At 53.5% G+C, this 14,391-nt stretch carries 17 protein-coding genes; 11 read left to right on the forward strand and 6 right to left on the reverse strand.

Features of this window, described 5'->3' with window-relative positions; all coding sequences use genetic code 11:
* Positions 1-118: 118 nt before the first annotated feature.
* Entirely contained in the window at positions 119-1,444 is a 1,326-nt protein-coding gene (locus KXG62_RS09495; protein ID WP_246627369.1) for a DUF2515 domain-containing protein, read from the reverse strand.
* A 153-nt stretch (positions 1,445-1,597) separates the two neighbouring features.
* Between KXG62_RS09495 and KXG62_RS09500 the strand changes: the two genes are divergently transcribed.
* Entirely contained in the window at positions 1,598-3,202 is a 1,605-nt protein-coding gene (locus tag KXG62_RS09500; RefSeq protein ID WP_246627370.1) for a copper amine oxidase N-terminal domain-containing protein, read from the forward strand.
* Between the two features lie 104 nt (positions 3,203-3,306).
* Here KXG62_RS09500 and KXG62_RS09505 read toward each other — a convergent pair whose 3' ends face one another.
* Both KXG62_RS09505 and KXG62_RS09510 read right to left on the reverse strand, forming a co-directional pair.
* A complete protein-coding gene (locus KXG62_RS09505; RefSeq protein WP_218091839.1) occupies positions 3,307-3,540 on the reverse strand; it encodes a type II toxin-antitoxin system antitoxin in 234 nt (77 codons plus the stop codon).
* Positions 3,541-3,548: 8 nt separating this feature from the next.
* Complete coding sequence (locus KXG62_RS09510; protein ID WP_218091708.1) at positions 3,549-4,394, reverse strand: SPFH domain-containing protein; 846 nt, start codon at positions 4,392-4,394, stop codon at positions 3,549-3,551.
* Between the two features lie 247 nt (positions 4,395-4,641).
* Between KXG62_RS09510 and KXG62_RS09515 the strand changes: the two genes are divergently transcribed.
* The 4 genes from KXG62_RS09515 (at position 4,642) to KXG62_RS09530 (ending at position 7,912) form a co-directional block, all read left to right on the forward strand.
* Positions 4,642-4,986: a thioredoxin family protein gene (locus tag KXG62_RS09515; RefSeq protein ID WP_218091709.1), complete on the forward strand. Its 345-nt coding sequence runs from the start codon at positions 4,642-4,644 to the stop codon at positions 4,984-4,986.
* Between the two features lie 234 nt (positions 4,987-5,220).
* Positions 5,221-6,168 carry a COX15/CtaA family protein gene (locus KXG62_RS09520; protein ID WP_218091710.1) on the forward strand — a complete coding sequence of 316 codons (948 nt, stop codon included), beginning with the start codon at positions 5,221-5,223 and terminating at the stop codon, positions 6,166-6,168.
* 164 nt (positions 6,169-6,332) lie between these two features.
* Positions 6,333-7,070: a Cthe_2314 family HEPN domain-containing protein gene (locus KXG62_RS09525; protein WP_218091711.1), complete on the forward strand. Its 738-nt coding sequence runs from the start codon at positions 6,333-6,335 to the stop codon at positions 7,068-7,070.
* 62 nt (positions 7,071-7,132) lie between these two features.
* Positions 7,133-7,912, forward strand: a complete 780-nt coding sequence (locus tag KXG62_RS09530) for an SDR family oxidoreductase (protein ID WP_218091712.1) — start codon at positions 7,133-7,135, stop codon at positions 7,910-7,912.
* 155 nt (positions 7,913-8,067) lie between these two features.
* On the opposite strand, the gene KXG62_RS09535 is transcribed toward KXG62_RS09530, so the two are convergent.
* Positions 8,068-8,316, reverse strand: coding sequence for a NifU family protein (locus tag KXG62_RS09535; RefSeq protein WP_218091713.1), 249 nt, complete (start codon positions 8,314-8,316; stop codon positions 8,068-8,070).
* Positions 8,317-8,395: 79 nt separating this feature from the next.
* On the opposite strand from KXG62_RS09535, the gene KXG62_RS09540 reads away from it, so the two are divergent.
* Entirely contained in the window at positions 8,396-8,650 is a 255-nt protein-coding gene (locus tag KXG62_RS09540) for a YuzB family protein (protein WP_218091714.1), read from the forward strand.
* Position 8,651: 1 nt separating this feature from the next.
* Here the strand turns inward: KXG62_RS09540 and KXG62_RS09545 are convergent, their stop codons facing one another.
* Both KXG62_RS09545 and mqnE read right to left on the reverse strand, forming a co-directional pair.
* The gene (locus KXG62_RS09545; RefSeq protein WP_218091715.1) at positions 8,652-9,716 is read right to left on the reverse strand and encodes an NAD(P)/FAD-dependent oxidoreductase; all 1,065 of its coding nucleotides are present in this window, start codon (positions 9,714-9,716) and stop codon (positions 8,652-8,654) included.
* A gap of 30 nt (positions 9,717-9,746) precedes the next feature.
* Positions 9,747-10,850 (reverse strand): aminofutalosine synthase MqnE, encoded by a 1,104-nt coding sequence (gene mqnE, locus KXG62_RS09550; protein WP_218091716.1) that lies wholly within the window; start codon positions 10,848-10,850, stop codon positions 9,747-9,749.
* Positions 10,851-11,270: 420 nt separating this feature from the next.
* Between mqnE and KXG62_RS09555 the strand changes: the two genes are divergently transcribed.
* The 5 genes from KXG62_RS09555 (at position 11,271) to KXG62_RS09575 (ending at position 14,372) form a co-directional block, all read left to right on the forward strand.
* Entirely contained in the window at positions 11,271-11,477 is a 207-nt protein-coding gene (locus KXG62_RS09555) for an aspartyl-phosphate phosphatase Spo0E family protein (RefSeq protein WP_218091717.1), read from the forward strand.
* A 79-nt stretch (positions 11,478-11,556) separates the two neighbouring features.
* A complete protein-coding gene (locus tag KXG62_RS09560) occupies positions 11,557-11,919 on the forward strand; it encodes a HesB/IscA family protein (protein WP_218091718.1) in 363 nt (120 codons plus the stop codon).
* A gap of 849 nt (positions 11,920-12,768) precedes the next feature.
* Positions 12,769-13,032, forward strand: coding sequence for a hypothetical protein (locus KXG62_RS09565; RefSeq protein ID WP_218091719.1), 264 nt, complete (start codon positions 12,769-12,771; stop codon positions 13,030-13,032).
* Positions 13,033-13,460: 428 nt separating this feature from the next.
* Positions 13,461-14,003, forward strand: coding sequence for a hypothetical protein (locus KXG62_RS09570; protein WP_218091720.1), 543 nt, complete (start codon positions 13,461-13,463; stop codon positions 14,001-14,003).
* Positions 14,004-14,048: 45 nt separating this feature from the next.
* Positions 14,049-14,372, forward strand: coding sequence for a hypothetical protein (locus tag KXG62_RS09575; protein ID WP_218091721.1), 324 nt, complete (start codon positions 14,049-14,051; stop codon positions 14,370-14,372).
* Positions 14,373-14,391 lie beyond the last annotated feature (19 nt).

The raw sequence follows: 14,391 nt of genomic DNA on the forward strand, positions 1-14,391 counted from the left end.
GAGGCTCGGGGCTTCTTTGTCTTTGTCGCCGCGCGGCAGCGCCGCGGCACGTTGCTGCCGCGCGTTCCGAACAATCCCGCAGCGCGCGGCGTGCTCGACGGCTGGCCTTACTTCCGCGCTATACAAGCAAATCCCCCGCCAGCACCGCCATTTCGATTTTGTTCAAGCCGAAGCAAAATTCGCCCGTCATCTCAAAGGCGAACGGCGCGCGGATGTCGGAGAAATAACCGAGCGCCTTCGCGCCTTCGTACCAGTCGCCCGGCTCGGCGGGGGCGACGCGGCGGTCCGCCCAGCTGTCGCTCAGCCGCGGACTGTACAGCGGGGCCGCACCCGGCCGGAGCTTGCATCCGTCCAGCCGCTCCTGCAGCTGGCCGCGCGGCACGGGAGGCTGCTTGCGCACGGCGGCGAACAGGTGCGGCCAATAGTCGGCGCGCGAGCCGCTGTGCCGCGTGATTTGCGCGAAGCGGAGCGCACCTTCGGCAACCGCTGGGATGCCGAACAAGATCGCGTACAGCGTTTTGCCGGCCTCGATTCGTTCCCGAAGCGAGCTGAAATTGTCCAGGATCACCCCAGCCAGACGCGTCCGTCCTTCGTCTGCAAATGGGAATACGACCTGATTCAGCTGCAGCAGCGACTGCGTTTGGAAAAACAGCGTATCGAGCACCTTGTGCCGGAAATCGGGATGCCGGACAACGCGCGACTCGATAAAATGCTGCTCGTTGACGATAAGTCCGGTCGTCAGCAAGGCCGAATCGCGCCGCTCCCAGAAGCAGTCCCACACCGGGCGCATGAATCGGGAAACGTCCAGCTGCGGGAGCAGGTGGAAGAGGGGGAGGCGCGCCTTGACACTGGCGCTGTACAGCAATAGCTGGGGATAAGCATCGTGAAAGATGAGCGCATTGGAGCGCTCCAGGAAGCGGAATACTTGCTCTCGCTGCTCCGGGCTGAGCAGAAACGGCAGCAGCTCGCCCTGCAAATCGGTCATGAACCAGCCGCCGTTGCGGGATACCATGTGCGCGAGCAGCGCCCAGTGCAGCTCCGGATGCTTGCGGTACATCTCCCAGTATGCCGCAGTACGCGTAACGTTGTTGCGGTTGCAGCGGTCGCGCTCCTTGCGAATCGATTCGAGCAGCGCAAGCTCGGCGCCGCTCGGATTAACTCCGAGCCCTCCCGGGAAGCCGGATGCGCTCCAGTTCCCTGAACTCCCGCTTCCGGACGGCTTCTGCCAACCGGCCAGTTGATCCAGCCGCTGCAGCCGCTTGCCGAGCATGGCCTTGGCCTCGTCCTGCAGCCGGATGGATCGGGCAGGCTCCAGCAGCTTTTTTTCGAGCAGCGCGGTTTGCGCCTTTGCTTTCATCCAGTGGACCGCTTCAAGCGGCAGCTCCGCCAGCTTGTGGAGCAGGTCGATGCCGTTCCAACGGCTCTTATGCCGGTTTTGCTGCAATGCCGCCGCCTCCCGCAGAAAAAGGGTTTTACTGAAACGTGTTGAATTAGTATATGACAGGTATTTCGGCCAATTGCTAGAAGTTCCTGATAGGTGTTACGGTGCAGCGCCGAGCTGCGTTGTATCGAATTTATTCGGTTGGAGGGTGTTCCATTGTTTAAACAGAAAAGACGTAACGTGTTGCTCAGCTCCTTGCTCGTGCTGGTGCTGCTGGTGCTGGCGGGATGTCAGCCGGTCGGCGGCTTGGACGTGAATAAAGTGCTGACGAACAGCTTTGCCGTGAAGTCGGCGGAGAGCAATCAGACCATAACGGTGGAATTGACGCCGGACCATACCGGCCTGTCGCCGGAAGCGCAAAAAGTGTTCGATTTATTCGGTAATATGAAGCTGACGATCACCGACGCAAAGACGGAAGATCCGTTCCATGCTTCGATGAAAGGAACGCTGGATTACGCAAAAGGCAGCATCCCGTTCCAGCTTTCTTTGGACGAACAGAACATGATACTGCAGGTTGAGGGCGCGAAGAAGCCGCTGGTCCTTCGCACCGGAGCTGCGGCGCTCGGTTCGGCCGATATGCCGTCGCCGATGGCCAAAGCGCTGCAGGAGGAGATTCAGAAGATGAGCAAAAGGATGGTTGAAGCCTCACCTTCGCTTGCCTCCTTCCTCATGGGAAGCTCCCCGAATCCGAATAAGATCTCGGTCGAGAACGTATCGGAGAAAATTCACGGAGAATCCTTAAGCTTGCAGAAGCTGCATGCCGAAGTGCATGGCAGCGAGCTGATCGATCTGGTCAAAGGATTTTTGACGAACGTGCTGGCGGATGAAAAAGGCTTGAAGGAGTTTATCGGCCAACTGTACGATGTGTATGCTCCGTTCCTGCAGGCGGTGCTGAAGCAGGTAGGGGAGTCTGAGAATGACGAGATGACCGCCATGATCATGCCGTATTTGCAAAATAAAACGTTGGCGGTCGAATTTGTATTTACGACGTTGAAAACACAGCTCGGTATGGTGCTGAGCAAGTATGATGCGACCGTCGCCGCTTATTTCGCCACCGAAGAAGGGGCTGCGACTAAAGCATGGCTGGACGGCGGGCAATACATCAAAACGGATCTGTACTTCGATCGCGACGGCATGACCCGCAAGTCGGTGACCGAGCTCATGATCACAGCGCCGGAAGGTAAGGCGGACGGGCTCAAGAGCATCAAGATTACTTCCGCAGCGGAAATGTGGAATATCAACAAAGCGGTCAAAGCCGACAAGATCGATACATCGGCAGGCGTCATCGATCTGAACGGCACGACCGGACGGATGACGCCGAGCAAGATCGTCGCTTCGCTCGATCCGAATTCCCAGCTGTACAAGCTGCTCCGCAACGAGCTGCAAATTACGAAAAAAGAAATTACGATAATCATGAACGACGACAGCGATGATTACGGATATTTCGGCACGAAGCCTTACAACGATAACGGAAACGTAATGGTGCCGGACCGTTTCGTCGTGGAGCGGCTGGATGCCGAAGTGGAATGGGATGAAGCGGCCAAGCAGGTCAAAATCACCGATCCGCTCAAAGGAAGCGTCATTACGCTGACGGTCGGCAGCACGACCGCTACGGTGAACGGCATGCCGCAAACGCTGGAGAAAGCAGCTGCGCTTGTAGACGGGACGACTTACATTCCGGTGCGGTTCGTGACGGAAAACATGGGCGCTCAAGTCAAGTGGGACCAGGGAACGCAAACGGTCAGCATCACCAGAGAGTAGTATGCACTGAAATGACAGGAACCATTAGTAAAATACGGCATTTCTAAATGAAATACGACAAAAGCCTTCCTTTTGACTCCGCCTGGAACAAAAGGAAGGCTTTTTCAATTGTTGCGGTCTCCATCGCCGGAGGGGCGCATCCCGTCGTGATCCGATTCGGGGCCGGAAGGAGCGGCGGAGGGACGTCCGGACGACAGTCTGCCCGCCCGGGCGGCGGCGTCGCGCAGCAAATATTCGATATGGCTGTTGACGCTGCGGAATTCATCGGCCGCCCACCGTTCGAGCACCTCGTACAGCTTCGGATCGAGCCGCAGCGGGAAATTTTTTTTCGCCGCCATGCCGCCGGTTAGTACAAGCTTCCCGTGTTAATGACCGGATTGGCGGAACGATCCGAAACGATGGCGACAAGCAGATTGTTGATCATAGCAGCCTTGCGTTCCTCATCCAGCTCGATGACCCCTTCGCGCTGCAGCTGGGCAATGGCGAGCTGCACCATGCCGACGGCGCCTTCCACGATTTTGCTGCGCGCCGCAATGATGGCTGCGGCTTGCTGACGCTGCAGCATGGCGCTGGCAATTTCGGTGGAGTACGCCAGGTGCGTCAGCCGGGCTTCCAGCACTTCAACGCCGGCGACGGACAAGCGGTCCTGGAGCTCGCGGCTAAGCTCGGAAGCGACCTCGTCGGAATGGCCGCGCAGCGAATAGCCGGCTTCTTCGAAGCTGTCGTAAGGATATTTATTCGCCACATGGCGCAAGGCGGTCTCGCTTTGAATCTCAACGAACTGCTCGTAGTTGTCTACATCGAAGGAAGCTTTGGCCGAATCGACGACGCGGAAGACGACGACGGCGGCAATCTCGATCGGGTTGCCTTCGATGTCGTTCACCTTCAGCTTGGCGCTGTTGAAATTGCGCACGCGCATAGACAGCTTTTTGCGGAGAGAAAATGGAACGGTAAGCCATAGGCCACTCTCGCGGATCGTACCGGCATAACTTCCGAAGAAGGTAACGACCTGCGCTTGATTCGGCTGCACGACCGTGATGGACGAGGTTAACAGAGCGGCGATAATGATCAGCGCCACGCCGGCAATCGGCGAAGAGGCGGGAACCAGCAGGACGAAGCCGAGCACGAACAGAGCAAAGATAACCAATATGCCTAAATATCCATTTACCTTCCAGGCATTTCTTTCTTTCATAACGTACCAACTCCTTTTAGATGAGATTGATTAAATATTGATTTGATATTTTTATGATATCACTTTTACAAAATAATGTAAACCGTTATAAAAACCCATTTCCGAATACTTGGTCAAGCTGCCTATCTGAACAAGACTCCTTCGACACCCGGCTCCTCCGGCCGCTTATTGACAGAAAGGATACGCAGTGCTATAAGTTGGATAAGTCGCAAAAACCTTATACCTATCGAGAAGGACGGTGCTTTTCTTGGAAAAAGTGACGACGGAGCAGCGCTTCCGCGAAATCATAGCCGGCTCCAAGCCGACGATTGCCGTATTTAAAACAACCTGGTGCAAAGATTGCCATTTTATCGATCCTTTCATGCCGCAGATCGAAGAAGCGTATGGCGATCGTCTGGAGTTCATTCATATCGACCGGGACGACTTGCCGGACCTGTGCTCTGAGCTGAATATTTTGGGCATTCCGAGCTTTATCGCCTTCCGCGAAGGTCAGGAGCTGATCCGGTTTGTCAGCAAGCTTCGCAAAACCCGCGATGAAATCGAGCAATTTTTGGACCGGGCCGTCGAAGTGGCCAATGCCATGAACAAGTAACGAGCGAATCATAGCTCGCCAAGCGATGTTCCCCCGATTCTATGGAAGAAAAGCCGGGAAGGCGCAGCGAAATTCCCCTGTCCGACACAATTTCGGCAGGGTTTTTGTTCTTTCATGGCTTTGTAACATTTCCGCATGGATTTGCCCTGCGTTAATCGTTATAATGTTACTAAAGTGATCGGGCCCAGCTTGACGGTGCCGATCAAATGCACATAAAGCAGGTGACTTCGCCTCATGACTATGCATCATTGGCTTAAACGTTTTTCCTTTGCCAGCATGATCGGAATGTTCCTCATCTTGCTGATGGGCGCTCTTGTGACCAAGACGGAATCGGGAGCCGGCTGCGGCGACGACTGGCCGCTGTGCAACGGCAAGTTCATTCCGGCCTATACGATAGAATCGATGATCGAATACAGTCACCGTTTCGTGGTGGGCGTCGTCAGTTTAGTATTGCTTGCGACGATGATTCTTGTGTTTATGTACAGCAATCGCAAAGACGCCAAGTGGTACATTACCGGCGCGATGTTCTTTACGCTGCTGCAGGCCGTGCTCGGCGCGCTTGCGGTCATCATGCCGCAGTCGTCGCTCGTTATGGCGCTGCATTTCGGATTTTCCTTGCTGTCGTTTGCTTTCACGCTGCTGCTCGCGCTCGTCTATACGCGTTTCGGCGATTCGATGCAGAGGGGCGATGGAACGACGCTAACCAAAGGCGTGCGCGTAGCGATCTGGAGCACGCTCGTCTTCACTTACGTCGTCGTGTACTTAGGCGCTTTCGTACGCCACACGGAGGCGCTCGGCGGTTGTATCGGATGGCCGCTCTGCAACGGTCAAGTGATTCCGGAGCTTACGGGAGCGACCGCGATCGTGTTCGTTCACCGGCTTGCAGCCGCCATTCTCGGCATTTCCTTGCTGCTGCTGTACTTGGCTGTTCGGATGCAGGCCAGCTCGGACAGCAGTCTGTACCGGGCGACGCGGCTGTCGTTTATCTTCGTCGTCCTGCAAATCTTAAGCGGTGGCTTCGTCACGCTGTCGATCGGTTACGACGTGTATCTGCTTGCCAGCTTGCTGCACACCTTGATCGTTTCTTGCCTGTTCGGCATGCTGTGTTACTTGTCAATAACGTCTTTGCAATCGACGGGACGATCCAAAGTTCAGGCTTACGCGGCTCCGAGGCTGCCGTAAGCTTTTTTTCATCCAGCAATGCCGGAGCAAGAGGCGGCAGCACCGCCTGTATCCGGCTCCCGACAAAGCTCCAAGCCCCTGGCAAGGGGCTTTATTTGTTATAAAAAACCGGAATCGGTTATACTTAACGATACAAGTACCGACGATCGAGAGGGGGCAGTTCGATGCTGAGAGCCTTATTCGGCGATCCGCCGCGGGTGGACAGCGGCCCGCTGCAGGACGCATTCCACGCGATTCACAAATATATGAACAGTTTAACTTTGATCCCTTCGGACAAGCAGACGCCGTATGAGCGGCGTTTCGTTATTTTGAGTCAAAGCCTCGTTCGGGCGATCGATGAAATGGAGCAAAGCCAGTACGCCGCCGTACGGTTCGGACAAAACGTAAAGCAGCGTTACGTCGATCAGATGTCGCGGGAGGAAAAGGACGACTACCATCGGCATCTGTATTTTTACAGAAATGCTTTGATTCGGTTGTTCGCTATATTGGACAAGCTCGGCTATTTCATGAACGAGCGGCTGGCGCTGCAGACGGAGCGAATCAAGTCCCGCTTCTCCTATTTCACCGTGCTGCGCAAAATGCATGAGCACCGGCTTTATACCGATTTGGAGCAGCAATTATACGAGCTGAAGATGAAGTATAAGGATGCGGTAGCACGGCTTCGTAACGAGCGTAACATGGAAATTCATACGATCAATGCCGATTTGCTCGATGACCTGATGAAAGCCGCCGAATCCAAGTACGGGGAGCGGGTACGGATCGACACGGACAGCATCGGCAGCCATATTGCCGATTTGGAGCAAGGCTGCGAGATGACGCTGCGGGCGGTCACAATCGTGTTCCGCTATCTGATCAAGCATCCCGCCGCGGCCGGAAGCAGACCGCCTCACCGGCAAGGTTGAATCCATCCGACGGTTGCACTATACTTTGTAGTATAGTCAGGGAGAGAACCGGGAGGAAGCAGATGGAGCAACGACGCAAGGTGGCGTTAATTACCGGAAGCGCCAAAGGTCTGGGGAAAATGACGGCCATCCGGCTGGCGGAGCAGGGCTGCGACATTATCGTCAATTATGTCCGCAGCGAGCGTGAAGCGGCAGAGCTGTGCCAGCACATTCAGCGGATTGGTGTGCGGTGCATCGCCGTGCAGGGCGACGCAGCCAGCTACGACGACATGAAGCGGCTGGTGGAAAAGGCGGTTGAGGCGTTCGGGACGGTTGACATCCTGATTAATAACGCCGGACCGTTCGTACGCGAGCGCCGGCTGTTCAGCGAATATCGCCCGGATGAAATACAATATTTGATGCAGGGCAACCTGGTCGGTGTCATGTATCTGGATCAACTGGTCATCCCGCTTATGCGCAAGAGCGGATGGGGGAGAATCATTCACTTCGGTTTCGGGCATGCGGCGGAATCCCGCGGATGGCCGCATCGCGCCGTTTATGCCGCGGCCAAGGTCGGGCTCGTTTCATTTACGAAAACGCTTGCCGTCGAAGAAGCGGCGAACGGCATCACCGTCAACATGATTTGCCCGGGAGACATTAAAGGCGCCAACAAGGAGAAGACGATCGCAGAGGCGGAGCATCTCACCGACGAGGAGTCGCCGCGCGGAAGGCCGGGCACAGGCGAGGACATTGCCAGGGTCATCGCCTTCTTATGCGAGGAGCGGTCCGATTTTATAACCGGCAACATTATGGACGTCTCCGGCGGTCTTGATCCGATCCGCGCCATTATCGGCAGCAAATAACGCGTGTTCGCAGGAAAGCCGAGGCAAGCTCTGTACCACATTCGGGTAAGCGTTCACGGCCATTATTGAATCGCATTCTTCTTGCAACAACAAAAAAAGCCCCGTGTCCGGAGCATCCTGAGATGTGCCAGACGACGGGGCTTCTTCACGACGATTTAAAATACTTGCATGACTTCCTGAACGCCTTCCACTTCTTCCAACAGGGCGCGTTCGATGCCGGCTTTGAGCGTAATGGTCGAGCTCGGGCAGCTGCCGCATGCACCCATCAGTTTCAGTTTCACGATGCCGTCTTCGACGTCTACGAGTTCCACGTCTCCGCCGTCGCGCTGCAGGAACGGGCGCAACTTATCTAAAACTTCAAGCACCTCGTCATACATCGTGCTTTGCTGTGTATTTTCACTCATTTGCATCATCTCCCTTCTATAACTTATTATATTACAATACAGTTAAAAATAAAATGGTTTACAAGGTGGCTTAGGACCGATGAGACCGATTATCGAATTTTGTACGAACAATATGCATCACGGCACTCATGTTTTATTTCAAAAACTCGAGCAAAATCCCGATTACGACGTAATCGAATACGGCTGTCTCGGTAACTGCGGCGAGTGCTATCTAGCGCCTTACGCACTCGTCAACGGGGAGATCGTCCCCGCGGCGACCGTGGAAGAGCTGGAGGTCGCCATCGATAACAAAATAAAAGAGATCGAAGCGATGCTCGACCTCCTAGGCGATTAAGTTAACCCAAATGCTTTTTGGACATCCAGAGTACGCCGCTTTTGAGCGCCCTCGGCACCATACCGAGCATGACGGTCCGTTTGCCCATCATGCCGAAGCCGCATTTTTTGCCAAGCGACCCGAGAACTCCCTTGAGCTTGATTTTGCCGAGCCGGGGAGTTTCGTTGTTCCAGACGGCCTGCAGCACTTCCGCCACTTGCTTGCCTTGGGCTTCCGCAGCTTGTCCGCTGGGAGAGAACGGGAGCGCCGCACAGTCGCCGACCACGTAAATGTTCGTATAATCGGGAAGCTGATGATACTCGTTGATCACGAGACGTCCTTGATTGTCTTTGGGCAGGTCCAGCAGCTGGACGATCGGGCTCGGCTGAATTCCGGCGGTCCAGATCGTCATATCCGTTTCAATCAGCTCCTGCCCGTTGTGGAGCACGCCTGGCTCGACCCGGCAGAGCGAGATGTGCGAGCGTAGCTCGATATCGTGCTCAAGCATCCATTCGCGGACGAACCGCTGCAGCTTCTCCGGGAACGGAGACAGGACGCTTGCTCCGCGGTCCAGAATGCGAATGTTGAGATCTTTGCGGCTTTCCCGCAACTCCGCCGCCATCTCGACGCCGCTCAGGCCGCCGCCGACGATCGTCACTTGTCCATAAGGCTTCGTGTCATTGACGACCTGATACGTTTTTCGCGTGGACGACAGCGTTTGAATGCTGTGGGAGAACGACTGCGCCCCCTCGATGCCGTGATACTTGTCCACGCATCCGAGCGCAACAACGAGCCAGTCGTAGGAAAGCGGATCGTCGTTCTCGAATAAAATCAGCTTCCGCTCCGGATCGACGGCCGTCACTTCGCCGTATTTCAGTATAAGCCGAGGATCTACGGGAAAATGAACCCGAATGTCAAGATCCGAGACCGTGCCTGCGGCAAGCGCGTAATATTCCGTCTTCAGACCTTGGAACGGCATCCGGTCGACCAGGATCATCACCGTATCTGAAGGCAATTCGCCGTCCAGCAGTTCTTTCGCAACCGTAAGGCCGCCATATCCTCCGCCCAATATCACAAGTTTCTTCATTGCCAGGCAAACCCTTTCTATGCTGCGGAATTAGTAAACCTTAATTTCGTTGTAAAACGTATCGCGCTCCACCGGAATCCGGCCTGCGCCTTTAATCAGCCATACCAGCTCTTCCCGGGTCATCCCTTCCGGTGATTGCGCGCCTGCGGAGTGGCTAATGCGCTCCTTGATGATCGTGCCGTGCGCATCGGAGGCTCCGTAGGCAAAGGCCAGCTGCGTCAGCTGCACGCCGAGATTAATGAAGTAGGCTTTTACATGCTGAATATTGTCGAGCATCAAACGGCTGATCGCAATCGTCTTTAAGTTATCATAGGCGGATACGCGCCGTTTGATTCCTGCATCGCGGTTGGCCGGCTGCAAGGAGTTTGGAATGAACACGAGGAAGCCGCCCGTTTCGTCCTGAAGCTCGCGGAGCTGGGTCATATGCTCGATGCGCTCTTCCAGCGTCTCGATTGCGCCGAACAGCATCGTTGCATGCGTCTTCATGCCGAGCTGATGCGCACTGCGATGCACTTCAAGCCATTGCTCCGTGGAGGCTTTGTCCTTCAGGCGCATTTTTTTGCGGTAACGGTCGGACAAAATTTCCGCACCGCCGCCGGGCAGCGTGCTCAGTCCTGCATCCATCAGCGTTTGCAGCACTTCTTTATAGCTTAACCCGCTCAGTCTGGAAAAAAACTCGATCTCCGCGGCGGTATGCGCTTTGATCGTCACACTCGGATAGCGCTCCTTCAGCTTGCGGATGTTGTCTACATAATATTGAAACGGCACATTCGGGTTATGCCCCTGGGAAATATGAAACTCGCGCAAATCCGGATGATAATGCTCGTCGATAAATTCGAACATTTCCTCGGCGGTCAGCGTATAGGCACCTTCCTCGCCTTCATCGCGGCGGAAATGACAGAACGCACAGTGCTCCTCGCACACGTTCGTGAAATAAAGACTCATGTTGTCGACAAAAAACACCTTTTTGCCGTTTTTACGCAGATTGACCTTGTTCGCCAACTGGCCGATGGTGAGCAAATCGTCCGATTCATATAAAAATACGCCATCCTCCACCGTCAACCGTTCGCCGTGTTCCACTTTTTCCGCGATTTCGGCCATACGAAGTTCCGATTGATCCGTTGCGATACTCATAAAGACACCTCCATAACGATTTTGGCCCCATTGCGCATGGCAGGGACGCATATACAGTCTAACGTTCGAAACGTATTCACGAGCGAATGTCCGTTGCTGCCGGGCCGTTGGGCCGTGCGATGCATGACCGCCTGCTTCGGTACAAGCGGAGCGGCGCACGGGAAGCTGTGAAAGCTTGCACAAGCACCGCCGGACGATGACTCATAAACACAATACACCCTATTATAAACCTCAAGTCAAGAGGCGGGCAATACGCCGGCACAACAAAAGCGTTTTCATCGCGGGATCAGGAAACAGGTTCCGGTTTATGTCATAAAATATTGCAGATTCTGGCTGAAATATGCAGAATCGCTATATCTTTTGTCAAATCATTCTAGTATAATTTTACATTGAATCTTCGTAACGGGCGGTGCAAAGTTCTTGTCTTCGGTATCCTCCGATTCGCACTCCGTCATTTCCGGCGAAATTGAAAGAGTCCGCGAACAAATGGTAAAGCTCGGTGATCAATTCGGTTTGATGCATCCTGAGGTGCAGAAGTGCAGCCAGCATCTGGATGTCCTGTTGCTGCGTTTTTATGAGATGAAACAACGCGTAAAAGAGGCGGCTGCTCTTGAGGAGCGGCGTTAGAAGGAGTATACTTAAAGACAGAAGCTTTTGTCTTGAGCTGTGCTTCTTTTTTTTATTCAACTATAGGGAGGTCCTACACATGATCTCGATTAGCGAATCGGCTAGCGATAAAATCAAAGAAATGCTCGCGGCGGAACAAATGCCGAACCTGTTCTTGCGTATCGGCGTGAAGTCCGGCGGCTGCAGCGGCTATTCTTATGGCATGGGCTTTGATGATAAAGAGACTGCGGACGATAAAACGTTTGAAGTGCACGGGCTGAAAGTCGTCGTGGACAGCGACAGCTCCAAATATTTGTACGGCGTCGAAATCGACTTTACGGATTCCGGCATGGGCGGAGGGTTCACCATCCATAACCCGAACGCCGTAGCAACCTGCGGGTGCGGCTCCAGCTTCCGGACCAAAGAGGAAGACGCGGTAAAAGCGCAGCCTTGCGAGGATTAAGGGGCGGAGCAGTGCGGGTTATGGGCGTTTTTGCTTCGGTAATGTTAGCGGTGACCTGTAACGATAGCCTAAACGGTAGCAGACTCGGTGGATTGCGGATTGTTTCGATAATTTAGCGGATTAACAACCCTGAGTATTGAATGTTAACAACTCGAAATTTATCGTTTCTGGGTTGCGGACTACAGACCTTCTGACGGAATTTCTACGCGAAATTTCGACGGGAGGTTTTTATTTTGACGCTTAAGAAACGTGAAAGGCGAGTTGCGGCCGGTACGCTTGTATCGCAAAACGATTATCCGCGGCTTACATTCGAGCAGGCGATCGACTTTGTTATTAGCAGAAGCCATTACCTCTTCTCCTCCTCACTTTATTTTCACAAAAGAAAATACAGTAGAATCAAGGGCTGGTCAACGAAACTTGGAATTTTTTATCCTAATTGTATTTTTTGAATATGCCAATGCGTTAATGCGAGAAAGTACCGGACCCCCAAGGCCTGGCCTCCAGGCACGTCGGCAAAGCCCGCATACAAGCTACGCATCAAGTCTTCACTCAGGGGGTCAACAGGCCGCGGGAGAATTCGGCTGATTCCGCGAGCGCTACTGAGTCAACAGAAAAAACGGAGTCCGAGCGTGTTTAAACACCACCTATCCCGGTTATAACTAAATAACGAGTTTCGCCGGTGCATTCGGTGACAACTCTTAACGCGGCTGGCCGTCTTCCCCACGGTACAGCCGTTTTAATTTTATCGAAAGAGGATTAACCGCTCGCCTCGTCGAATCGTTTCCAATGGTCGGAGATCTCGGCTGCGAGTGAGAGACATCGTTCGAAAAACAACAGGGAGAGATTTCAGTGAAACACGTCATTCAACACAAGGGACACATAATTACCGTTGATAGCCCATTAACTAAGATGACACTTATAATTGACGGGGAAGTTCAAGATAATTATGATGGGTTGCTTATACCGAAAGAGCTAATTTTAACAGGCACCATAAAGTATGGGGCCGAAAAGGGGGACATAGTTACAGTGATTATAAAACGGGGTTTACTTTACGGTACCCTGGAATTTAACTATAATGGAATTAGAGTAGAAACGTTAAAGCAATACTATTAATTTTAACGGAGATGCCTCAAATTTTCACTCAGGGATATATCTAATTTTTTACCCATATGTAAAACGCCCATCATTCGAGGAAATATACGTTCGTTGCCGAAAGTATACTTCGTCAGCTTCCGTTTGTGAAGAGACGTCATTTACTATAGCGCTTGACTTTTAGCCTACCGCTATCCGAACGAAAATTCACCATCCATAATCCGAACGCCGTAGCAACCTGAGGGTGCGGCTCCAGTTTCCGTACGAAAGAAGAAGACGCGGTAAAAGCGCAGCCTTGCGAGGATTAAGCTTCGCCAAGGCAGTGTGATGAGGCAAGCTCCATAGGTTCACCATAACGACCTCCTGACGATTCGATTCGTCAGGAGGTTTTTGTAACTTTACAGGCTGTCGCAGCGTCTAGTTTTGTAAAATAAGGAAAGGGGATCCGCATGGAACATAAGTTGAGCCTATGCCTCTTGCTTGCCTTGAACATTGTGATGATCAGCGGCTGCAGCGGCGAAAGCCATAACGAAAGGGAGGCGCAGCGCCGGCAGCTCTCGCTTGCGGAAGTCGTTACAGAAGCGAAAGAAGAGGTGCTTCGACCTATCGTCTATTCGGAGCAGCAAATCGCTTCGATTGCGGCGGAAGCCAAAGCAGCCAGTCTTGGCACAGTTTACATTCCTAAGATCGCCGTGGACGATTGTCCACTGATCGATGGGAAAGTTCTCGCAAATGGGGTGGAGCTGGATTATAAATACATGACCGTGATCCAAAGCGCGAAGCCCTTTGAAGAATCACAAGAAGCTGTGTCAAAGAGGGTCGAAATGAAGAACGGACTCAAGGGGGAGTGGATCGGCGACAAATCCGGTTTACCGAGAAACCGGATTTTACGGTTCCAGATCGATACGAACTACATTGTGCTCGAAGAAACAAGGCATTTGCCAGAAAAAGATGTCCTGGCGATCGCCGAATCCTTCGTCCGGCTGCCTTAGAAATGAAAGGTGGAAACGCGCGCATCAAAGGAAGGCGGGGAAATAATGAAATATGTACGCAAATGGACCTTTTGGTTCGCTGCCGCGAGCATATGCATCGGATTGAACAAATACGTGGGGAACGACGAGAGCAACATCCTGTTGATCGGCTTGAATCCGATCCTGCATGCCATCGCCTACACGGAGCCGCTGCGGCATTGGATATTCGATTACGCCAATGTGCCGCATCCGGAATACAGCGCAAGCGTCGGCGTCCGCTTCCCGGCCTACGCGCTGCACTTCTTGTCCTTCGTGCTTATGGGAGCGCTGATCGATGCAGCGATACGGCGAATTAGGCGGAGAGCGGGGGGAGGCATGGAAAGCGGCTAAACCGAAAAAAAATGCTTTT

Source organism: Paenibacillus solanacearum (assembly GCF_910593845.1).
Lineage (GTDB): Bacteria > Bacillota > Bacilli > Paenibacillales > NBRC-103111 > Paenibacillus_G > Paenibacillus_G solanacearum.